This window comes from Peterkaempfera podocarpi (assembly GCF_042466665.1).
Taxonomy (GTDB): Bacteria; Actinomycetota; Actinomycetes; order Streptomycetales; family Streptomycetaceae; genus Peterkaempfera; species Peterkaempfera podocarpi.
In genome coordinates this window covers 3,469,865-3,490,708 of sequence record NZ_CP162102.1, presented here as the reverse complement: position 1 = coordinate 3,490,708, position 20,844 = coordinate 3,469,865, and the positions used below count along the sequence as shown (strand labels likewise).

Genomic DNA, 20,844 nt, shown 5'->3' with positions numbered 1-20,844 from the left:
GCGGTTGCCCGTCCGTAAAGTCCGGGTTTCGCATATCTTCTACCGCGAAGTAGGGAACGGCGACCTGAACGCGTGTGGGCGAGGGATGGAGCCAGGGTGTCCAGAGTGGTCAACGCGATCTGTGGGGGCGCTGATTCCCGAACTCCTCAAATTTTATCCGGCCTAACGAAAATCTGCCGGAGATTTCCTGTAATCCCAGGTCAGGACGGTACGGAGGTCCAGAAGTCCAGCAGCGCGCGGGCCGTCTCCAAGGGCCGCTCGGCGTTGGGGGAGTGACCCGCGCCGGAGACGACCACCCGGCGGGCGCCGAGCCGCTCCGCCATCTCGGACTGCCAGGGCACCGGCCAGGCGTAGTCGCGGTCCCCGGAGAGCACCAGCTTGGGCAGCGGTGCGGCAGCCAGCTCGGCCACCCGGTCGGACTCGCCGATCAGCCGCCTGGCCATGGCCGAGAGCGACTGGGGAACGTTGGAGACCCAGCGGTGGTGCAGGAAGTCGGCGACCTCGGGAGAGGGCAGCCCGGTCGGGTCGCTCCCGGCGTCCATCTCCTGCATCACCTGCCAGATGGCCTCCAGATCCATCACCGTGAGCGCGTCCAGCAGCATCTTGGTGCGGACCGCCTCAGCCGGATCGATCGCGGCCGGGCCGGTGCTCATCAGGGTCAGCGAGCTCCAGGGCAGCGGGGCGTCCGCGGCCAGCACCGACTCGCGCACCACATATCCGCCGAACGAGTGACCTAGCAGATGCAGGGGCCCGCGGTCCGCCGCCGTTCCACGGCCCGCCACCGCCTCACTGAGCGCCCGCACGTCCAGCCCCAGCTCCGGCAGCGCGTACACGGCCTCGTCGGCCGGCCCGCCGCTCTCGTACTGGCCCCGCTGATCCACGGCCACGACCCGCAGCCCCGCCGCCGACAGCGGCGCCAGCAGGGCGATGAAGTCCTCCTTGCTGCCCGTGAAGCCGGGCACCAGCAGGGCGGTGGCCCGCACCGGACCGTCGGGCAGCGCCTCCAGGGCGGCGAAGTCGCCGCGGGCGGTGCTCAGCCGGAGGGCTCGGGCGCAGCTGGGAAGGGCCACAAAGGGCGGCGTGCTCATCCGTCTCCGCCGGTCTCGGGTGGATGTCGGTCTCGGGTGCAGGTCGGTCTCGGGTGCAGGTCGGTGAGGGCGTCGGCCCTCACCGTAATCATGCCCTGTGACAGTCGTGTGTCCGGGAAGCGGCGGCGCGGTGCCCGGTGCGCGAGTCGCCCCCTGCCGCCGCGGTTGCGGCGACAGGGGGCGACAGGGTTCAGCTGGGGGCTCGATCAGCCCTCGGCGGGCGCGGCCTCGCCCGCCGGGCGGCGGGTGCGACGCCGGCGGCGCGGTGCGGTGCCGCCCTCGACGGCAGCCGGCTCCGCAGCGGCCTCGGCGGCGGGCGCCTCGGCGGTGGTGCCGGTCGCCTTGGCGGCGGACCCGCTGCCACGGGAGCGGCGGCGACGACGCGGTGCCGCGTCGCCCTCGACGGCGGGTGCCGCCGGGGCGGCATCGGCGGACTGCTCGACCTCGACCGTGGCGGTGCCGGTGGCGTCGGGGGCGGATCCGGCGCGGGTGCGGCGGCGCTGGCGGGCGCGGCGGGGCCGCTCCTCCTCCGTGCCCGTGCTGCCGGTCTCCGTGGCGGTGCTGTCCCCGCTGCGGCTGTCCCCGCCGCGACGGCCGGGGCGGCCGCCGCGCGGACGGTCGCCACCGCGGCTGCGCTCGCGGCCACGGCCACCGGTCTCGCCGAGGTCCTCGATCTCCTCGGCCCCCAGCCCGGCACGGGTGCGCTCGGCACGCGGCAGGACGCCGGTGATGCCCTCGGCGATGTGCAGCTGCTCGTAGAGGTGCGGAGAGGTGGAGTAGGTCTCCTGCGGGTCGTTGAACGACAGGTCCAGCGCCTTGTTGATCAGCTGCCAGCGCGGGATGTCGTCCCAGTCGACCAGGGTCACGGCGGTGCCGGAGGCCCCGGCGCGGCCGGTGCGGCCGATCCGGTGCAGATAGGTCTTCTCGTCCTCCGGGCACTGGTAGTTCACCACATGGGTGACACCCTCCACATCGATGCCGCGGGCGGCGACATCGGTGCAGACCAGTACGTCGACCTTGCCGTTGCGGAAGGCCCGCAGGGCCTGCTCGCGGGCGCCCTGCCCGAGGTCGCCGTGGACGGCGCCGGCGGCGAAGCCGCGGCGGGTCAGCTGGTCGGCGACGTCGGCTGCGGTGCGCTTGGTCCGGCAGAAGATCATTGCCAGCCCGCGGCCGTCGGCCTGCAGGATGCGCGCCAGCATCTCGACCTTGTCCAGCGAGTGGGCACGGAAGATGTGCTGGGTGACGGAGGCGACGGTGGCACCCTCGTCGTCCGGCGCGGTGGCCCGGATGTGGGTCGGCTGCCGCATGTACCGGCGGGCGAGGCTGATCACCTGGCCGGGCATGGTGGCGGAGAAGAGCATGGTCTGCCGACCGGCCGGCAGCATGGTGATGATCTTCTCGACGTCGGGCAGAAAGCCCAGGTCGAGCATCTCGTCGGCCTCGTCCAGCACCAGCGAGCGCACCTTGGAGAGGTCCAGCTTCCGCTGGCCGGCCAGGTCCAGGAGGCGGCCGGGGGTGCCGACGACCACGTCGACGCCCTTCTTCAGCGCCTCCACCTGGGGCTCGTACGCGCGGCCGCCGTAGACCGCCAGCACACGCACATTGCGGACCTTGCCCGCGGTCTGCAGGTCGTTGGTCACCTGGGTGCACAGCTCGCGGGTGGGGACGACCACCAGGGCCTGGGGCGCGTCGCAGAGATCCGCGGCGGTCGCCCGCCCGGCCTCGACATCGGCGCCGACGACCACGCGGTCGATGAGCGGGAGTCCGAAGCCCAGGGTCTTGCCGGTGCCGGTCTTGGCCTGGCCGATGACGTCGTGGCCGGTCAGCGCGACCGGCAGGGTCATCTCCTGGATGGGAAAGGGAGTGGTGATGCCGACGGCCTCAAGGGCTTCGGCGGTCTCGGGGAGGATCCCCAGGTCTCTGAACGTGGACAGGATGCTGCCTCTTCCGTGTGGGGGCCGGGAGCGAGGACGGCGGGCGTCCGGCAGGCCGTCAGGCCCGTGGGACGCACAACCGCGCCGGTCCCTGAAGCCTTCGGGGCGCCGCCGCTGCCGTACGGTGGCCGACGCGCCCGGTCCGCGGCGCACACGGGGTACTGACCCCTGGCGTGCACCGTGACCAGCCGTGCCGGCCTCTTGGCCGTGGCGCCCCGTGGCGTCGGGAGATTCCCGCGAAGAGCCCCGGCGCGGGACCGGCGCACTCGGCGCGATCCGCGACGGCCCTCGCTCGGCCACTGAAGCGTTGTCTGGTCGGAGCCGATCGGTCCTCCGACCGGGCATCCGCGTACGTGAGTACCCACTGCTCGTATCGGGTGAACACGGCGGGCCTCACTACCACCATACCTGGCGGGCGCCAGCCGCAGAGAGGGTCGTGCGTGACGCATCCGACAGACCGCCCCCGTCCGGCTGCTCCGCCGCAGGCCCGCGCACTACAGTGCGGAGGCATGGACACTCATGGCGAGGCCGCGCAGACAGCGGCCGACGGCAGGGCCGGCACGGCGGCGGAGGCCGTGCACGAGTCGATCGGCGACTGGGCGGCCTGCTCGGCCGACCCCCACTACCGCGCCGCGGTGGTGGACCTGCTGGGCGCGCTCGCCTACGGGGAGCTGAGCGCCTTCGAGCGGCTGGCGGAGGACGCCAAGCTCGCCCCCAACCTGGCGGACAAGGCGGCCCTCGCCGAGATGGCGGCGGCGGAGTTCCACCACTACCGCCTGCTGCACGACCGGCTGGCGGCGATCGGTGCGGACCCCGACGAGTCCATGCAGCCCTTTGTGGAGCCGCTGGACTCCTTCCATCGGATGACCGCCCCGGCCGACTGGCTGGAGGGCCTGGTCAAGGCCTTCGTCGGGGACGCCATCGCCTCCGACTTCTACCGCGAGGTCGCGGTGCGGCTGGACGACGACACCCGTGACCTGGTGCTCAGCGTGATGGCGGACACCGGCCACGGGCAGTTCGCCGTGGCGAAGGTCCGTACCGCCATCGAGCAGGAGCCCCGGGTCGGCGGCCGCCTGGCTCTGTGGGGGCGGCGGCTGATGGGTGAGGCGCTCAGCCAGGCCCAGCGGGTGGTGGCCGAGCGTGACGCCCTCTCCAACCTGCTGATCGGCGGCGCCGAGGTACGGGGCTTCGACCTGGTCGAGGTCGGCAAGATGTTCAACCGGATCACCGAGGCGCACACCCGGCGGATGGCCGCACTGGGCCTGGCGTCCTGACCGGCCGCCCCGCTCCCGGGGGCACACCGGGGTCCGGTGCGGTCGCCTCGGCGGCCGGGCGGTTCTCCCTTCCGGGCGGTGCCCGACCGGCCGTCCGGCGGGGAACCGTCCCGGGCCGGGCCCCGGCTCAGGCAGGCCGGCGGCTGTGCCGCCGGGACCGGCGGTCGGGGCGCACCCGGTCGGGCCGGGCCAGCACGGAGACCAGCAGCGCCGCGGTGACCGCGCCGACGCCGGTGGGCAGCGCCGAGTGGTGCGAACCCAGCGCGGCCCGGGCCACCAGCCCGGCGACCACGGCGGCGACACCGCCGGTGAGCACGGTGAGGGCACGCGGCGACGGGAAGTACTCAGGGAGGACCAGGACGGCGGCCACCCCGACGAGCAGCCCGACCGAGGCGAGGACGACGGTCTCCACGAGCATGGGTACCTCCTTGTACCGCTCGGACTGTGCCTCTCGGACCGGTCCGGCAATCGCCGCCAATCCGGTCACATGGGGCACTACCCAGCTGCTCCCCGTGCTACTCCCGTCGCTCTGCGGTATCGGGGGCACAGCGAAGGCCCCGCCCCCGGAGCACCGGGGTACGGGGCCTTCACAGGGCCTGTCAGGGCTCAGATGGTGCCGAAGCCCACCTTGCGTACCGCCTGCTCGCCGATCTCCACGTACGCCAGGCGCTCGGCCGGGACGATGACGCGGCGGCCGTGTTCATCGGCCAGCGTGAACACCTTGGAGCCGCCCTCGAGGGCCTGTGCCACTGCCCGCTCGACCTCATCGGCAGACTGCGAGCTCTCGAGAACGATCTCGCGAGCCGCGTTCTGCACGCCGATCTTGACCTCCACGGCTTCCCGTCCCTCCGGGGTTGCAGCGTTCCTCGCGCGGGGGTTGGCGGAACCGCGGCTCCTCCGCGCCGTACGGCCCCACCTTAACCGGGTGGACGCCGCTGACGTGCGAGACCGCGACGACGGGCTCCGCGGCAGGTCCGGGCGTCAGTCGGCCTGGACGTCGCCGTCGTCCTCCGCCCTGGCCGCGGCGGAGCCGCTGCCGTGCAGCGGGAAGCCCTTGAGGCCGCGCCAGGAGAGGCTGGACACCAGCCGCACCGCCTCGTCCCGCGGGATCTCGCCGGACTCCGCCAGCCAGTAGCGGGCGGTGACCTGGCAGGCGCCGCAGACCCCGACGGCCAGCAGCATGGCCGCCTCCTCGGGGAGGTCGGTGTCCTCCGCGATCACCTTGCTGACCAGCATCGCGGTCTCCCGGGTGACCCGCTCCACCCGCTCCTTGACCGCCTCCTCGTTGGTGAGGTCGGACTCGAAGACCAGTCGGAAGGCCCCGGACTCGCTGGCGACATAGGTGAAGTACGCCTCGGTCGTCGCGGCGACCCGCTGCTTGTTGTCGGTGGTGGCCTCCAGCGCGGTGCGGATCGCCTCCACCAGGGCGTCGCAGTGCTTGTCCAGCAGCGCCAGGTAGAGCTCCAGCTTTCCGGGGAAGTGCTGGTAGAGCACAGGCTTGCTGACGCCTGCGCGCTCGGCGATGTCGTCCATGGCGGCAGCGTGGTAGCCCTGGGCGACAAACACCTCCTGGGCGGCGCCGAGCAGCTGGCTGCGGCGGGCGCTCCGCGGGAGGCGTCCAGTGCTCCTGCTGCCTGGGCGCGGGCGCTCGTCCGTGTCCTGGATGGCCGTCACGGCGCTCCTCACATCACGGTCAACGGCTCGCGGTGACGCCGTCCGGGTGCCGCAGGTGCGGCCCGCGCGCCATTGCAGCGGACCCCCTTCGGCCGGCCGGCGGCCGGGGCCGTACGGTCGGTGCCTTGCAAGGTCCCCATCCTACTTTTCGGTAACCGCTCCTGCCCACGGTGGAGCGGAGAAAACCGCAGCTCTCCACTTGTGGGAAGGCCACAAGCGGTGCAGGGCAGAACGCATCGCACCGGTGCGGACCGGTCAGCGGTAGTCGTCCTCGTCCAGCTCGACCACCCGCCGCTGCTCGGTGGCGTCGGCGGGGTTGGCGTCGTAGCCGGCGCGGCCGGTGTCGGGGTCGTCGCGGTGCTGCCGCAGCTCCTGGTGCTGTTCCTGGGCGTCCGCCTCGGGCGCCTCGATGTCGAGCTCCGGGGCCTCGGTCTCGTCCTGGTCCGCCAGTTCCTCGAGGTCATCGGGGTCTGCGGGCGCCGGGGCCGCGGTCAGCGTCTCGCCGAGTACCCGGGCGCCGCGCGGCGTCGTCTCGGACATGGTGCCTCCCTGCGTCGGCCGCTGCGGCGGGGCGGAGCCCCGGCCGTGCGGCCTGATCCTTGGTGAGCACAGGAGAGCGTGCCCCGGGGGCCGCCCCGGCACACCGGTACGCCGTGCGGTCCTGCGCCTCGCGGGGCTCGCGGGACCGCGGGAGAGGGTGCTGCGTAGCATCGGGATCCATGACGGTTCACAGACAGTTCCCGGAAGATGATCCCGGGCGCCCGGTGCGGACCGTGGCGGTGCCCGGCTGCACACTCGCGGTCAGCTCCATCGAACCGCGGCGGCCGGGGCTGCCGCCCGCCGTCATGGTGCACGGCCTGGGCGGCTCCACCCAGAACTGGGCCGATCTGATGGCCGAGCTGAGCGAGGACGTGGACGCGGAGGCCGTGGACCTGCCCGGGTTCGGGCAGTCGCCGCCACCGGACCACGGGGACCTGTCGGTCTCCGGTCTGGCACGGGCGGTCGCCGACTGCGTGGAGATCACCGGCCGGGGGCCGGTGCACCTCTTCGGCAACTCGCTGGGCGGCGCGGTCGCGGTGCGGCTGGCCGCCCGGCGTCCCGATCTGGTGCGCACCCTGACGCTGGTCTCCCCGGCGCTGCCCGAACTGCCGCCGCAGCGCAGCGCGCTGCCCACCGGACTGCTGGCCGTACCCGGGGTGCCCCGGCTGCTCACCCGGCTGACCGCAGGGCAGAGCGTGGAGCGGCGGGCCGCGGCGCTGCTGGATCTGGTCTACGGCGACCCGGCGCTGATCCCGCCGGAGCGGCGTGCGGACGCGGTGGAGGAGTACCGGCGGCGGATGGCGCTGCCGTATGCGACGGATGTGCTGGCGAGCTCGGCCCGGGGCATCGTCAGGGCCTACACCGAATGGGGCGGCCAGTCGCTCTGGCGGCAGGCCGAACGGGTGCGGGTGCCGGTGCTGCTGGTGTACGGCCTGCGTGACCGGCTGGTGTCGTACCGCAGTGCCCGCCGGGCCTGCCTGGCCTTCCCGGACGCCCGGCTGCTGGTGCTGCCGGACTCCGGGCATGTGGCCATGATGGAGCACCCGGTGCGGGTCGCCCGGGCCTTCCGGGAGCTGGTCGCGGAGACGGAACGGGGAGCGGTACCGCGCCGCTGAGAGCAAGGCGTTGACGGATTGTCAGCCGTAGACCCGGTGGCAGGTCCGCTCGGCGGGGCTGCCGGGGGCCCAGCGGCCCAGACGGGTGCCCAGATCGCAGATGCCGTCCGGCTTGCCACTGTGGACGCCGGGCTGCCGGGCGGTGCGCTGCGGCGCCGGGGCGGGGCGCCGGACCGGGCGGATGTGCCGGATGTGCCCGGCGTGCGGGCGGGGGCGGGGGGCCGGGCGCTGCCGGCGCCGCGGTGTCGCAGTGCGCGGCGGTGGGGCGTGCGGCGTGGCCGCGGGATCGCCCTGGGCGATTCCATAGCGCTCGATGGGGCTGGGGACGTCGTCGGGCGAGGGGTGGCCCACGGGGGTGGCCGGGGCGACGACCCTGGCCGGCTCTGTGGTCCGGACGTCACCCGGGGCCGTGGAGACACAGCCGCACAGCAGGGCTGCGCAGACCAGGGCGAGCGATGCCAGGCGGGCCGGGCGCGGGGTGGCGGGCATCGTGACTTCCTCCGGCGGGTCGGGGTGCTGGCTGTCCTGCGAACGAGTGGCCCGGCCGGAAGGATGTGGCGTTCGTCTCGATATGGCGATCAATTTTGACTATTTACTTATGAGAGCTCAAAGATTTGCTCATGGTTCGCAACGGTCCGCCCTGTCGCAGCGCCGCCTTCCGGCTGGTGCTCCTCGGCGTGTCCGCACTCTGCGTCGCCGACGTCGACTGTCGCTGAACGCCACCATCCGCGAACGTCCCCTTTCCACCCGACGGGCAGCAGGCGTCCCACCGCCGTGCCCCGGGTTCCCCCTGCACAACCCCGAGAGGTAGTCCCATGAGCAAGTCCAGGGCCCTGTACGCGGCCACCGGTGTGGCCCTTCTGTCGAGCCTCGCCGTCGCCTGCGGCAGCGGGGGCGGTGGCGGCGGGAAGGCCGGGGCGAAGGCGTTTGACGCCAAGGACTACCAGGGCGGCACCCTCACCGTGCTCAACCACCGCGACCAGGGCCACTTCGACCCGGCGCGGCAGTACACCTCCGGCGGCGGCAAGATCCCCACCCTGGTGTTCCGCACCCTCACCACGCGCGACCACACCACGGACGGCCCCGCCGGCGCCAAGCCGGTGCCCGACCTGGCGACCGACACCGGCACCCCCAGCGACGGCGCCAAGACCTGGACGTACCACCTCAAGTCCGGCCTGAAGTACGAGGACGGCACGCCCATCAAGGCGCAGGACATCAAGTACGGCATCGAGCGCTCCTTCGCCCCCGAGCTGCCGGGCGGCGCCCCCTACCTGCGGGACTGGCTGATCGGCGGTGAGACCTACCAGGGCCCGTACCAGGGCAAGGAGCTGGACTCCATCCAGGTGCCGGACGACCGCACCATCGTCTTCCACCTGCGCAAGCCCGAGGGCGACTTCCCGTACCTGGCCACCGCCACCCAGTTCGCCCCGGTGCCCAAGGCCAAGGACACCGGCGTCAACTACGAGAAGCACCCGATCTCCTCCGGCCCGTACAAGGTCGTCAGCAACGACCAGGGCAAGACCATCGTGCTGGACCGCAACCGGTACTGGTCCAAGAGCGTCGACGACCAGCGGCTGGCCGGCCCGGACAAGATCGTGGTGCAGTCCGGCCTCGACCAGTCGGTGATCAACCAGCGGCTGGCAGCCAGCACCGGCGCCGACTCCCGGGCGATCACCACCGACACCGACATCGACGCCTCCGTGCTGGCCAAGCTGAACGGCCCGCAGGGACTGTCCAAGCGGGTCGCCACCGGCTACTTCGGTGAGACCTGGTACCTCGCCTTCAACGCCAAGGTGAAGCCGTTCGACAACCAGAAGGTGCGCGAGGCGATCTCCTATGCGGTGGACCGCCAGTCGGTGATCAACGCGATCGGCGGCACCGCGGTCGCCAAGCCGGCCACCACCTTCCTCCCGGACCAGAAGGCGTTCGGCTACACCCCGTACGACGACTTCCCCGGCGGCACCTCGGGCGACCCGGCCAAGGCCAAGCAGGCTCTCGCCGAGGCCGGCTACCCGAACGGGATCACCATCACCCTGGACCACACCACCACCGCGGGCACCGGCAGCGGCCCCGAGGCCGCAACGGCCGTCCAGGAGGCGCTGAAGAAGGCCGGTATCACGGTCAGGCTGCACGCCTCGGAAGAGAACGACTACGCGGAGAAGACCCAGAAGCCCGCCACCGAGCCGGGTCTGTTCCTGCAGAGCTGGGGCGCCGACTGGCCGTCCGGCGGCCCCTTCCTGGCGCCGGTCTTCGACGGCCGTCAGATCCTCAAGGACGGCGGCAACTTCAACGCCAGCCAGCTGAACGACCCCAAGGTCAACGCCGAGATCGACGCCATCAACCAGATCACCGACCCGGCCGCGGCCGCGGCCCGCTGGGGGAAGCTCGACGCGGACCTCGGCAAGCGTGCGCTGACCGTGCCGCTCTACCACCCGATCTACAAGCGGCTCTTCGGCAAGGACGTCACCAACACCTATGTCAGCCAGTGGAACGGGCTCTACGACCTGTCCCGCATCTCGGTGAAGTAGGCAGGACCCCTTGAGCGAGACCGCAACGGTCCCCCACCCCGCCGCCGAGGCCGCCGAGCCCCGGCGGCGGGGCCAGGTCTGGCGGCGGCTGCGCCGCAACCGGGCCGCACTGGCAGCGCTGGCCGTGATCGCGCTGCTGGTGCTGTTCGCCCTGGCGGCTCCGCTGCTGGCCGGCCTGGAGGGACAGGACCCCACCAGCTTCCACAACGACCTCGTCGACTCCGCCACCGGCGGCGTGCCCTTCGGCTCCTTCGGCGGGGCCGGCGGGCACCACTGGCTGGGCGTGGAGCCCGGCAACGGCCGCGATGTCTTCGCCCGGCTGGCCTACGGCGCCCGGGTGTCGCTGGCCGTGGCGGTCGGCGCCACCGTGGTGCAGATCGTGCTCGGCACCCTGATCGGGCTGGCGGCGGGTCTGGGCAACCGGCTGGCCGACACCGTCCTCAGCCGCGCCATGGACCTGGTGATCGCCTTCCCCGAGCTGGTCTTCGCCATCGCCCTGATGGCGATCGTGCCGGACAGCTTCCCCAGGCCGGTGCTGCTGGCCCTGGTGATCGGCGTGCTCGGCTGGGGCTCGCCGGCCCGGGTGGTGCGCGCCCAGGTGCTGTCGCTGCGCGGCCTGGACTATGTCTCCGCGGCCAGGCTGGGCGGCTCCGGCCGCTGGCGGATCGCCCGCCGGGAGATCCTCCCCGGCCTCGCCGGACCGGTCATCACCTTTGCGCTGCTGCGGCTGCCGGTCAATGTCGCCTCCGAGGCGGGCCTGTCCTTCCTGGGCGTCGGCGTCCGGCCGCCCACCCCCTCCTGGGGCCAGATGCTCTCCACCGCCACCACCTGGTACGAGGTGGACCCGACCTATGTCCTGCTGCCCGCCGGACTGCTCTTCGTCACCGTGCTGGCCTTCACCGTCTTCGGAGACGGGCTGCGTACCGCGCTGGACCCGCGCGCCGCGTCCCGGCTGCGGGTGGGCACCCGGCGCCGCGCCAAGGACTGATCCCTGATGCTCCGCTTCCTCCTCCGACGCTCCGTCAGCACCCTGCTGGTGCTGCTGGTGCTCTCAGCCGTGGTCTTCCTGCTCTTCTACGCCACCCCCGGTGACCCGGCCATCCTGGCCTGCGGCAAGGGCTGCGACGGCGAGCGCCTGGCCGTCGTCCGCCACAAGCTCGGCACCGACCTGCCGCTGTGGCAGCAGTACTGGCACTTCCTCCAGGGCCTGGTGGCCGGCCGCGACTACGACGCCGGCACCGACATCACCCACTGCGCCGCACCGTGCTTCGGCTACTCCTTCCAGACCGACCAGCCGGTGCTGGGCATGATCACCAGCAGGCTGCCGGTGGATGTCTCGCTCACCCTGGGCGCCATGGTGATCTGGCTGGTCGTCGGGATCGGCACCGGTGTGCTCTCCGCGCTGCGCCGCGGCGGGATCACCGAGCGGCTGCTGACCGGCCTCACCCTGGCCGGCATGTCCACCCCGGTCTTCCTGATCGGCCTGCTGCTGATGATGCTCTGCTGCTCCTGGCTGGGGTGGCTGCCGTTCCCGCAGTACGTCCCGTTCAGCGACGGCCCCGCCCAGTGGGCGTCCAACCTGGTGCTGCCCTGGCTGTCGCTGGCACTGATCACCGCCGCCGCCTACGCCCGGATGACCCGTAGCTCGATGCTGGAGACGCTGGCCGAGGACCACATCCGCACCGGGCGGGCGTACGGGCTCTCCGAGCGGCGTGTGGTGGCCGGGCACGCCCTCCGTGGCGCCCTCACTCCGGTGATCACCCTGCTCGCCATCGACGTCGGCGGGATGCTGGGCGGCGCCACCCTCACCGAGTCGGTCTTCGGCTTCGACGGCCTGGGCCGGCTGCTGGTGGACTCGGTCAACCACATCGACCTGCCGGTGGTGGTCGGAGTCACCCTCTTCGCCGCCTTCTTCATCGTGCTCGCCAATGCCGTCGCGGATGTGCTCTACGCGGTGGCCGACCCGAGGGTGGCCCTGGCATGACCGACCGACTGCTGGTGGACGTACGCGATCTGCGGGTCTCCTTCCCCACGGAGACCGGCGCGGTGACCGCCGTGGACGGGCTCTCCTTCGAGCTGCGGGCCGGGGAGTCGCTGGGACTGGTCGGGGAGTCCGGCTCCGGCAAGTCCACCGCCGCCTTCGCGCTGTTGGGGATGCACCGGGGCACCGGTGCCGAGGTCTCCGGCACCGTGCGGGTGGCCGGGACCGATCTGGGCGCCGCTACCGACGCAGAACTGCGGCGGCTGCGCGGCAACCGGATCGCCATGGTGTTCCAGGACCCGCTCTCGGCGCTGGACCCTTACTGGTCCGTCGGCGACCAGATCGCCGAGGTCCACCGGGTGCACACCGGGGCCTCCCGGCGGGCCGCCCGTGCCCGCGCGGTGGAGGTGCTGGACCGGGTGGGCATCCCCGACGCCGCCCGGCGGGCCGGCGCACACCCCCATGAGTTCTCCGGCGGTATGCGGCAGCGGGCCCTGATCGCCATGGCGCTGTCCTGCGAACCCGAGGTGCTGGTCGCGGACGAGCCGACCACCGCGCTGGACGTCACCGTGCAGGCGCAGATCCTGGACCTGCTGCACGACCTGCGGGAGCAGACCGGCATGGCGCTGCTGCTGGTCACCCATGACCTGGGTGTGGTGGCCGGGGCCACCGACCGGGTGCTGGTGATGCAGGGCGGGCGGGCGGTCGAGCACGGGGGCGTCGAATCCGTGCTCCGCGCTCCCGAGCGGCCGTACACCCGCGCCCTGATCGAAGCCGTCCCGAGGCTGGAGGCGCGGCGCTCCGCCCTGCCGGTCTCCGACGAGGTGCTGCTCCGCGTCCAGGATCTGCACCGCCACTTCCCCGCGCCGCGCGGCAGCGCGTCCGCGGCCGCCTCAGTTTCCGGTCCCGCCGCCGGTTCCGCCGTCTCCGTCTCCGGGGAGTCACCGGGAGAGGCGGCGGAGGCCGGTGCCTCGGTGCAGCAGCCCGCAGCGCCGTCCGGGGGCCTCGGCCGACTGCTGGGCCGGCGGCCCGGGCACCGCGCCGTGGACGGGGTCACCCTGGAGGTCCGCCGGGGCGAGACCCTGGGCATCGTCGGTGAGAGCGGCAGCGGCAAGACGACCCTGGGCCGGATGATGGTGCGGCTGACCGAGCCCACCTCGGGGCGGATCCTGTTCGACGGCCGGGACATCGCCAGAGCCGGGGAGCGGGAGCTGCGGCCGGTGCGGCGCGACCTCCAGATGGTCTTCCAGGACCCGGTCTCCTCGCTCAATCCCCGGCGGTCCATCGGCGACTCCATCGCCGAGCCGCTGCTGGCCGGCGGTACCGGCGGTGCCGCCGCCCGCTCCGAGGTGCAGGGACTGCTGGAGCGCGTCGGGCTGCCGGCCGCCTGGTACGACCGCTATCCGCACGAGTTCTCCGGCGGACAGCGGCAGCGGGTGGGTATCGCCCGGGCGCTGGCCGTCCGCCCCCGGCTGATCGTCTGCGACGAGCCGGTCTCCGCGCTGGACGTCTCCACCCAGGCGCAGGTGGTGCGGCTGCTCGGCGAACTCCAGCAGGAGTTCGGTCTGGCGCTGGTGTTCATCGCCCATGACCTGGCGGTGGTGCGGCAGGTGAGCGACCGGGTGGCGGTGATGCGCCGGGGCCGGGTGGTGGAGCAGGGTGACGCCGACGCGGTGTACGACTCCCCGCAGCACCCCTACACCCGGCGGCTGCTGGCCGCCGTACCGGTGCTGGACCCGGACGAGGCCGCGATGCGCCGCAGGGCCCGTGCGGCGCTGCGGGCCCTGGACCGCAGCGGGGACGGCGAGGAGCCGCTGGCGGTGGTCTGACCGGGCACGACGGCGCCGCGGCTCTCCTGGAGCAAGCCTTGGGACGCCCCTCGCAGAGGCCTTCGGGGAGGCCTTGGGGGCGTCCTTTGCCGCTGTGTGAGTGCCGCGGGAGGCCATGGCCGAGGGGCAGGTTACGGTCATTCACTCCTTCAGGTGGCGACCACGCATATGACCGACGGGCTGTCGGTCCTCGGCCCTACCTTCGTGGTGTCGGACCGAACAGGCGTCGGGGGTGCGCCCTGCCGCGGTTCCGTGGCATGCGTGGTGGAGTACGGGGCCGGTGGCCCCCTGGGAGAGCGCGGCGGTGTGTCCGCGCAGATGCAGACGCCCCGTCCCGTCGCCGTCCAGGAGTGCCTTGGAGGTCGTTGTGCGCATCGCGCTGCTCACCGAGAGTGCCGACCCGCATGCCATGAGTGGCGGGCCCGTTCCGGGTCCGGTCCGCGTCCCGGGGAGCGACCAGTGGTGCGACTGGCTGGCGCGTGCCCTCCCCGAGTGCACCTTTCAGCGGTTCGCCGCCGATGACACCGGCGGCGCTCGCCGCCGGTCCGGCCGGGGCCCGCGCGGGCGGCGCCGAAGCCGCTGCCTCCAGTACTACGGCGCGCTGGTGCGGGCGCTGGCCGACCCCAGGGAGAGCGACAGCTTCCCCACCGCGCTCTACGCCCTGGCGGAGGCCACCTGTGAGCCGGGCGCACTGCCGGCCCTGCTGGCCTCCGACGCCGCCCAGCAGGTGCTGGAGCAGGCATGGCGGGAGTCCGGTGGAAGCGGGGCGGAGTCCACCGTCCGGGAGCAGCTGGCCGCAGGCGAGGCACTGGAGCGCTGTCTGCGCCCGCTGTCCGCAGCCTGGTGCCGGGTGGACGCCCCGGCCACCGACATCTGCCATCTGGTCGGCGGGGGCACGGCGGCGCTGCCTGCACTGCTCGCACGGCGGCTGCACGGGGTCCCCTTCGTGGTCGGCGACCACCGGGTGGCGCTGCGGCAGCGCTATGCCGACCACCGGGCCGAGCGGCAGCACGGACCCGTCCGCGCCCTGGAGTTGTCCTTCCTCCGGCTGCTCGCCCAGGAGACCTACAGGCAGGCTGCTTTCGTCCTCCCGGGCAGTGAGTACGACCGCTGGTGGCTGGAGCGGTGCGGAGCGCCGCCGGAGCGGATCAGGGTGGTCCGCGAGGGCCTGGCGGACTCCCCGGCGGGCCGCCCGGAGGAGGTTCTCCCCGAGCCGGAGGCCCTCACCCTGCTCTGGGCCCGCACCCCGGGGGAGGCGTGCGATCCGGCGGCGGTGCGCGCCGCGCTCGCCTTGGTCCGCTCCGAGGTCCCCGAGGTGGAGCTGCAGCTCTACGACACCGCGGCGGCGGCCCCGTCGACCCCCGGGGCCCCACGGACCGCCCCACGGCGGGGGTGTGCCGCCGGCAGTGTGCTGCTGCTCCCCGCCCCTGTCGATCCCGGGCCGCTGATCGAGGCAATGCTCAGCGGCAGGCCCGTGATCGCGGGCGATCTGGGCGCGGCCCGGGAGACCGTGGGACCTGCCGGGCTGCTGGTTGCACCCGGCGACTCCCACGCGCTGGCCGAGGCTTGTGTCGCCCTGCTCCGCGACCCCGAGCGGCGCGCCCGGCTGGGTACGGCAGGCCGGCAGCGGGTCCAGGAGCTCCACTCCGCGGAGGGTGCCGCCGAGGCGCTTCGTTCCGTCTACCTCGATGTGGTCTCCCGCTGGCCGGCCTTCCCGAGCGCCGGCGGCAGAGCCGCCCAGCCCTTTTCGCGGCCTGCCGAGTTCTGGGCGGCGGAGGACCCGGTCCCCGAGCGGACGGTGGCCTGATGCAGTGTCAGAGTCCTTTCCCGGGTGACCCGTGGGTGGCGGCGACATGACCGGACAATCCTCGCGGCCTGCCGGGGGAGACCCGGTGCGGGAGCTCATCGAGCGTCATCGTGAGCTGTGCGAGCGCGCCACCCACCCGCTGGAGATCGCGGCCGGCCTGGAGGCGGCCGGGGTCGGGCCCGCCGCGGTCGCCCGCTGCCGCCACTCCGATGTCTTCTCGCTGGCCGAGGAGCTCTTCGCCAGAGTGCCGCGGCGCAGCGGACCGGTCGGCCCCACCGAACCCGCCGGCCCATGGCGCCGCCGCGCCGGGGCCAGCCTGCTGGCCGCCCTGCTCTATGCGCTGCCCTGCGCAGCCTTCGCCGCCATCAGGGCCGTGGCGCCGCAGTCGTCGCCCTGGGCGCTGCTCTCGGCCGCTGCCGTTGCCGGGCTCTGGTCCGCGGCCACCTGTCTGGAGACCAGTCGCTGGCAGGGCGGGCAGAGCCCGGGCAGTCCGGGTGCGGCTCCCGCCGCATCCGTGCTCCGGCCGATCGCGGCGGCGGGGGTGGGCGCCGTACTGACGATGCCGCTGATGCTGCCCTTCGCGGGCTCCGGCGACCCCGTCACCCCGGTGGCGCCGGCCGCCCTGGCGGTGGGCATGGGGGCGGCGGAATGGAGTGCCCGCTGGTTCCGCCACTCCGGTGCGACCCATCTGGACTCCGCCGCCACGATCCGCGAGTTCCGCCTGCGGATGCTGCCGGTGCTGCCGGTGGCGGTGGTCTTGCACCTCGGAGCCGTGGCACTGCTCACCAGGGCGGTGCTCGCCGTCCGGCCACCGGCCGCAGGCGGCCAGTCCCTCGGGGGCCTGCAATGGGGGGCGCAGGGGGCGGCCGCCCTGCTGCTGGTCCTGGTGGTGCTGCTGCTCCGCTGCGGCCGCCCGGGCCCGGCGGCGGCCGGGGCCGCCGCCGCGGTCTGCGGGGCGGGCCTGCTACTCACCGCCCGGGTACTGCCGTCGGCCGTCCCCGGCCGAGCGGCGCTGCTCGCCCATGATCCGGCGCTGGCGCAGCTGGCGGGCTGCGGCATCGCGGCGGTCCTGCTGCTGCCGTACGCCTGGGCGGTACTCACCCGCCCGGGGGCCCACCGAGGGGCGCCCCTGCCCCGGCGATCGGCCCATGCTCAGCCCGGCTTCCCTGCCCGGGCTCCGCTCGAGGAAGGACCAATCCCCTCATGAGGGTGCTGCTGCTGGGCGCGGACGGCTTTATCGGCCGCCGCGTCGCCGACCGACTGCTCGCCGACCCCGACCTGCAGGTCACCGTGCTCGGGCGGCGCGACACGGCGGACATCCGCTTCGATCTGTCCACCGGCAGCCCGGGTGCGCTCGCCCGCTTCCTGGACGCGGTGATGCCCAAGGTGATCATCAACTGTGCGGGGGCCACCTATGGCAGCCCGCGCGCCCTCGTCCGCTGCAACACCGTGGCGGTCGCCACCGTCTGCGAGGCTGTCCGGCGCAGCCATGAACCCGCGCGGCTGGTCCATCTGGGCTCCGCTGCCGAGTACGGGCCGTCCACCATCGGCAGCCCCGTCCCGGAGACCGCCGAGCCCCGGCCCACAGGCCCCTACGGGGTGAGCAAACTGGCGGGCACCGAGCTGGTGCTCTCCTCGGGGCTGGACGCCACGGTGCTGCGGGTCTTCGACGCGGTCGGCCCAGGAGCGCCCACCGGTTCGCTCTTCGGCCGGCTGGCCGAGGGGCTGCGGCGGGCCCTGGAGCGCGGCGAGCCGCAGCTGCGCACCAGTGACCTCTCCCCCTTCCGGGATTTCATCGATGTGCGGGACATCGCCCGGGCCGTCCAGTCGGCTGCGGTCTCGGCGGCCACCGGGGTGATCAATATCGGCAGCGGTACCGGGGTGCGGGTCCGGGACGCTGCCCAGCTGCTGGTCCGGGCCTCGGGATTCGAGGGCCGGCTGGTGGAGGAGGGGCGCCCCGGGCTGCCGCCGCTTCCCGGCCCGGCCCCCACCGGGGACGCACAGGGCGCGGACTCCCGGTCCGCCGAGCCCCGGCCGCTGCCGGAGCCGGTGCTGTGGCGTCAGGCCGACGTCCGCACGGCTCGCGACCGCCTGGGCTGGCGGGCTCGTATCCCCCTGGAGGAGTCGCTGGCCGACATCTGGACCGAGACCGCCTGCCGCGTCTGAGCCCGGGATCGCCCGAGCTGCGGATGGCCTGAGCTGCGGATGGCTCGAGCCGTCGGTGCCTTAGCCGTTGGCTGTGCGGTTGGTTGGCTGAGCCGCGCATCGTCGGAGCTGACGGCTGTGCGTGCTGACGGCTGTGCGTGCTGACGGCTGTCCGAGCTGACGGCTGTCCGAGCTGTGGACCGCCCGCGTTCTTGGACCTCCCGAGCCTCTGGACCGCCTGAGCTCCTGGACCGCCCGGCGGCGAGCTGTCGGACGAGGACGGCCCAGCCGTCGCAGGTCGGCCCCCTCGCTCCGTCCGGCCGCCGGTTCCCGGGCAGCGGGGGCCAACGGCGGCGGAGCCGGTCCCACGATCCGACGTCCGGTGTCTCGCTCTTCGGACCTGGTGTCTCGGAATAAGGGTCCGCATGACACTGTTGAGCAGGAGAACAGACGAACTGACGACCATCGGAGTCCCCGTGTCGCTGCCACCCCTGGTCGAGCCGGCTGCCGAGCTCACCGTCGACGAGGTCCGCAGGTACTCCCGCCACCTGATCATCCCCGACGTCGGGATGGACGGGCAGAAGCGGCTGAAGAACGCCAAGGTGCTCTGCGTCGGCGCCGGCGGTCTGGGTTCGCCTGCGCTGCTCTACCTGGCCGCGGCAGGTGTGGGCACCCTGGGCATCATCGAGTTCGACGTCGTCGACGAGTCGAACCTCCAGCGCCAGGTGATCCACGGGCAGTCGGACATCGGCCGGCCCAAGGCCGAGTCGGCGCGCGACTCGGTCAAGGAGATCAACCCGCTGGTGCAGGTGAACCTCCATCAGGAGCGGCTGGACACCTCCAATGTCATGGAGATCTTCGCCCAGTACGACCTGATCGTCGACGGCACCGACAACTTCGCCACCCGCTACCTGGTGAACGACGCCGCGGTGCTGCTGGGCAAGCCCTACGTCTGGGGCTCCATCTACCGCTTCGACGGGCAGGCCAGCGTCTTCTGGGCCGAGCACGGTCCCTGCTACCGCTGCCTCTACCCGGAGGCCCCGCCGCCGGGCATGGTCCCCTCCTGCGCCGAGGGCGGCGTGCTGGGCGTGCTCTGCGCCTCCATCGGTTCGATCCAGGTCACCGAGGCGATCAAGCTGCTGGCCGGTGTCGGAGAGCCGCTGGTCGGCCGGCTGATGATCTACGACGCCCTGGAGATGCAGTACCGCACGGTCAAGGTCCGCAAGGACCCCGACTGCGCGCTCTGCGGGGAGAACCCCACCGTCACCGAGCTGATCGACTACGAGGCGTTCTGCGGTGTGGTGTCCGAGGAGGCCCAGGAGGCCGTCCTCGGTTCGACGATCACTCCCAAGCAGCTCAAGGAGTGGATCGACGAGGGCGAGAACATCGACATCATCGATGTCCGCGAGCCCAATGAGTACGAGATTGTCTCCATCCCGGGCGCCCGGTTGATCCCCAAGAACGAGTTCCTGATGGGCAACGCCCTCCAGGACCTGCCGCAGGACAAGAAGATCGTCCTGCACTGCAAGACCGGCGTCCGCTCCGCCGAGGTGCTGGCCGTGCTGAAGGCGGCCGGCTTCTCCGACGCTGTGCACGTCGGCGGCGGTGTGGTGGGCTGGGTCAACCAGATCGAGCCGGAGAAGCCCATCTACTGAGCATCCCGCCGCACCGGGCCGCAGCCCGGTGCGATGGCCAGGGCCCGCCCTCCCCGCACCCGGGGAGGGCGGGCCCTCGGCCGTTCCGGGGTGCGGGATAATCGGGCCGGTGACTGCGACCGCGCTCCCCGAAGCCCCACCCGGAAGCCCCTCGCGACCCGGGTCGGCGGTGCGTCGCGCCGCCCCCGCACTGCTGGTCTTCGCGGCGGTCCGGCTGCTCGGGGTGGCGGTGCTGGCGGTCTGGGCGCAGGCGGTGGGCAAGAGCGCGCACAAGCTGCTCTCGGGGCGGTGGGACTCGCTCTGGTACCAGCGGATCGCCGAGCACGGCTACGGCTACACCCTTCACCTCCCGGGTGGCCGGGTCCACTCCGACCTGGCCTTCTTCCCCCTGCTGCCCTGGCTGGAGCACTCCCTTGCCGCGCTCACCCCGCTGAGCACGGCCGACGCCGGCCTCGCGGTGAGCTGGCTCGCCTCGCTGGCCGCCGCCTGGGGGATCTTCGCGGTCGGCGACCGGCTGCACGGCCGCCGCACCGGGATCCTCCTGGTGGCGCTCTGGGCGGTGCTGCCCACCGGTGTCGTCCAGTCGATGGCCTACACCGAGTCGCTCTTCACGGCCCTCGCCGCCTGGGCCCTGTATGCAGTGCTCACCGGACGCTGGGTGTGGGCGGGCACCCTCGCCGCCCTCGCCGGGCTGACCCGGCCGGTGGGCGCCGCCGTGGTTGCGGCAGTGTGGGCGGCCGCCGCGCTGGCCCTGTATCGCGACCGTGCCGCCTGGCGGTCCGACCGCTGGATGCTGCCCGGGGTTGTGCTGGCTCCGCTCGGCTGGCTGGGCTATGTGGCCTGGGTGGGTGTACGGACCGGCAGCCCCACCGGATATCCGGATGTGCAGGCCGGCTGGGGCAATGGCTTCGACGGTGGCGCGGCCTTCGCCCGCTTCGTCGGCAGGCAGCTCTCCGCGCCCCCCTTTGTGAGCGGCATCGCTCTGCTGGCCGCAGTGGCGCTGCTGCTCTGGCTCTTTCTGCGCGGCGTCCGCCAGGGCCAGCCGCTGCCGCTGCCCGCCTACACCGCTGCCGTCCTCGCGCTGGCGCTGACCGGCGCCGGCTACTTCGGCTCCAAGCCCCGACTGCTGATGCCGGCGTTTCCGCTGCTGCTCCCGTTGGCCCTGGCGCTGGCCCGGCTCCGCCCGCGGAGGTCCGCACTGGTCCTCACCGTTGTGGCGCTGGCCTCGGCCGGCTACGGGGCGCTGTGGCTCAACGGTTCCGGTCCGCCGTGAG

At 73.2% G+C, this 20,844-nt stretch carries 18 protein-coding genes and 1 pseudogene; 12 read left to right on the top strand and 7 right to left on the bottom strand.

Going from position 1 to position 20,844, the window contains the following annotated elements:
* Positions 1–200: 200 nt before the first annotated feature.
* Positions 201–1,088: an alpha/beta fold hydrolase gene (locus AB0761_RS15170; RefSeq protein ID WP_377269529.1), complete on the bottom strand. Its 888-nt coding sequence runs from the start codon at positions 1,086–1,088 to the stop codon at positions 201–203.
* A gap of 215 nt (positions 1,089–1,303) precedes the next feature.
* Positions 1,304–3,076: pseudogene (locus AB0761_RS15165) on the bottom strand (DEAD/DEAH box helicase); the annotation flags it as partial.
* A gap of 455 nt (positions 3,077–3,531) precedes the next feature.
* Between AB0761_RS15165 and AB0761_RS15160 the strand changes: the two are divergent.
* Positions 3,532–4,296 carry a ferritin-like fold-containing protein gene (locus tag AB0761_RS15160; protein WP_377269528.1) on the top strand — a complete coding sequence of 255 codons (765 nt, stop codon included), beginning with the start codon at positions 3,532–3,534 and terminating at the stop codon, positions 4,294–4,296.
* Positions 4,297–4,423: 127 nt separating this feature from the next.
* Here AB0761_RS15160 and AB0761_RS15155 read toward each other — a convergent pair whose 3' ends face one another.
* From AB0761_RS15155 to AB0761_RS15140, 4 genes are all read right to left on the bottom strand, one after another.
* Positions 4,424–4,714 (bottom strand): hypothetical protein, encoded by a 291-nt coding sequence (locus AB0761_RS15155; RefSeq protein ID WP_377269527.1) that lies wholly within the window; start codon positions 4,712–4,714, stop codon positions 4,424–4,426.
* Positions 4,715–4,902: 188 nt separating this feature from the next.
* Positions 4,903–5,130 (bottom strand): DUF3107 domain-containing protein, encoded by a 228-nt coding sequence (locus tag AB0761_RS15150; RefSeq protein WP_377269525.1) that lies wholly within the window; start codon positions 5,128–5,130, stop codon positions 4,903–4,905.
* Positions 5,131–5,277: 147 nt separating this feature from the next.
* The gene (locus AB0761_RS15145; protein WP_377269524.1) at positions 5,278–5,970 is read right to left on the bottom strand and encodes a TetR/AcrR family transcriptional regulator; all 693 of its coding nucleotides are present in this window, start codon (positions 5,968–5,970) and stop codon (positions 5,278–5,280) included.
* Between the two features lie 255 nt (positions 5,971–6,225).
* Positions 6,226–6,510, bottom strand: coding sequence for a hypothetical protein (locus AB0761_RS15140; protein WP_377269523.1), 285 nt, complete (start codon positions 6,508–6,510; stop codon positions 6,226–6,228).
* 179 nt (positions 6,511–6,689) lie between these two features.
* On the opposite strand from AB0761_RS15140, the gene AB0761_RS15135 reads away from it, so the two are divergent.
* Complete coding sequence (locus tag AB0761_RS15135; protein ID WP_377269522.1) at positions 6,690–7,625, top strand: alpha/beta fold hydrolase; 936 nt, start codon at positions 6,690–6,692, stop codon at positions 7,623–7,625.
* 21 nt (positions 7,626–7,646) lie between these two features.
* On the opposite strand, the gene AB0761_RS15130 is transcribed toward AB0761_RS15135, so the two are convergent.
* Positions 7,647–8,114 (bottom strand): hypothetical protein, encoded by a 468-nt coding sequence (locus tag AB0761_RS15130; protein ID WP_377269521.1) that lies wholly within the window; start codon positions 8,112–8,114, stop codon positions 7,647–7,649.
* A 131-nt stretch (positions 8,115–8,245) separates the two neighbouring features.
* On the opposite strand from AB0761_RS15130, the gene AB0761_RS15125 reads away from it, so the two are divergent.
* From AB0761_RS15125 to AB0761_RS15080, 10 genes are all read left to right on the top strand, one after another.
* Positions 8,246–8,341, top strand: coding sequence for an Ms4533A family Cys-rich leader peptide (locus tag AB0761_RS15125; RefSeq protein ID WP_377269520.1), 96 nt, complete (start codon positions 8,246–8,248; stop codon positions 8,339–8,341).
* A 99-nt stretch (positions 8,342–8,440) separates the two neighbouring features.
* Entirely contained in the window at positions 8,441–10,153 is a 1,713-nt protein-coding gene (locus tag AB0761_RS15120; protein WP_377269519.1) for an ABC transporter substrate-binding protein, read from the top strand.
* Between the two features lie 10 nt (positions 10,154–10,163).
* Positions 10,164–11,141: an ABC transporter permease gene (locus tag AB0761_RS15115; RefSeq protein WP_377269518.1), complete on the top strand. Its 978-nt coding sequence runs from the start codon at positions 10,164–10,166 to the stop codon at positions 11,139–11,141.
* A gap of 6 nt (positions 11,142–11,147) precedes the next feature.
* On the top strand, positions 11,148–12,137 hold the full coding sequence (locus AB0761_RS15110; RefSeq protein ID WP_377269517.1) for an ABC transporter permease: 990 nt from the start codon (positions 11,148–11,150) through the stop codon (positions 12,135–12,137).
* Positions 12,134–13,963, top strand: a complete 1,830-nt coding sequence (locus AB0761_RS15105; protein WP_377269516.1) for an ABC transporter ATP-binding protein — start codon at positions 12,134–12,136, stop codon at positions 13,961–13,963. The genes AB0761_RS15110 and AB0761_RS15105 overlap by 4 nt, the downstream gene beginning before the upstream one ends.
* Before the next feature lie 355 nt (positions 13,964–14,318).
* Positions 14,319–15,770 (top strand): DUF3492 domain-containing protein, encoded by a 1,452-nt coding sequence (locus tag AB0761_RS15100; protein ID WP_377269515.1) that lies wholly within the window; start codon positions 14,319–14,321, stop codon positions 15,768–15,770.
* An 85-nt stretch (positions 15,771–15,855) separates the two neighbouring features.
* Complete coding sequence (locus AB0761_RS15095; RefSeq protein ID WP_377269514.1) at positions 15,856–16,977, top strand: hypothetical protein; 1,122 nt, start codon at positions 15,856–15,858, stop codon at positions 16,975–16,977.
* Positions 16,974–17,936 (top strand): NAD-dependent epimerase/dehydratase family protein, encoded by a 963-nt coding sequence (locus tag AB0761_RS15090; protein ID WP_377269513.1) that lies wholly within the window; start codon positions 16,974–16,976, stop codon positions 17,934–17,936. The genes AB0761_RS15095 and AB0761_RS15090 overlap by 4 nt, the downstream gene beginning before the upstream one ends.
* Before the next feature lie 455 nt (positions 17,937–18,391).
* Positions 18,392–19,570 (top strand): adenylyltransferase/sulfurtransferase MoeZ, encoded by a 1,179-nt coding sequence (gene moeZ / locus AB0761_RS15085; RefSeq protein ID WP_377269511.1) that lies wholly within the window; start codon positions 18,392–18,394, stop codon positions 19,568–19,570.
* A gap of 109 nt (positions 19,571–19,679) precedes the next feature.
* On the top strand, positions 19,680–20,843 hold the full coding sequence (locus AB0761_RS15080) for a hypothetical protein (RefSeq protein WP_377269510.1): 1,164 nt from the start codon (positions 19,680–19,682) through the stop codon (positions 20,841–20,843).
* Position 20,844: the final 1 nt, after the last annotated feature.

Coding starts and splice junctions, on each gene's coding strand:
- AB0761_RS15170 (WP_377269529.1), bottom strand. CDS start 1,088: ATGAGCACGCCGCCCTTTGTGGCCCTTCCCAGCTGCGCCCGAGCCCTC.
- AB0761_RS15160 (WP_377269528.1), top strand. CDS start 3,532: ATGGACACTCATGGCGAGGCCGCGCAGACAGCGGCCGACGGCAGGGCC.
- AB0761_RS15155 (WP_377269527.1), bottom strand. CDS start 4,714: ATGCTCGTGGAGACCGTCGTCCTCGCCTCGGTCGGGCTGCTCGTCGGG.
- AB0761_RS15140 (WP_377269523.1), bottom strand. CDS start 6,510: ATGTCCGAGACGACGCCGCGCGGCGCCCGGGTACTCGGCGAGACGCTG.
- AB0761_RS15135 (WP_377269522.1), top strand. CDS start 6,690: ATGACGGTTCACAGACAGTTCCCGGAAGATGATCCCGGGCGCCCGGTG.
- AB0761_RS15130 (WP_377269521.1), bottom strand. CDS start 8,114: ATGCCCGCCACCCCGCGCCCGGCCCGCCTGGCATCGCTCGCCCTGGTC.
- AB0761_RS15125 (WP_377269520.1), top strand. CDS start 8,246: ATGGTTCGCAACGGTCCGCCCTGTCGCAGCGCCGCCTTCCGGCTGGTG.
- AB0761_RS15120 (WP_377269519.1), top strand. CDS start 8,441: ATGAGCAAGTCCAGGGCCCTGTACGCGGCCACCGGTGTGGCCCTTCTG.
- AB0761_RS15110 (WP_377269517.1), top strand. CDS start 11,148: ATGCTCCGCTTCCTCCTCCGACGCTCCGTCAGCACCCTGCTGGTGCTG.
- AB0761_RS15105 (WP_377269516.1), top strand. CDS start 12,134: ATGACCGACCGACTGCTGGTGGACGTACGCGATCTGCGGGTCTCCTTC.
- AB0761_RS15090 (WP_377269513.1), top strand. CDS start 16,974: ATGAGGGTGCTGCTGCTGGGCGCGGACGGCTTTATCGGCCGCCGCGTC.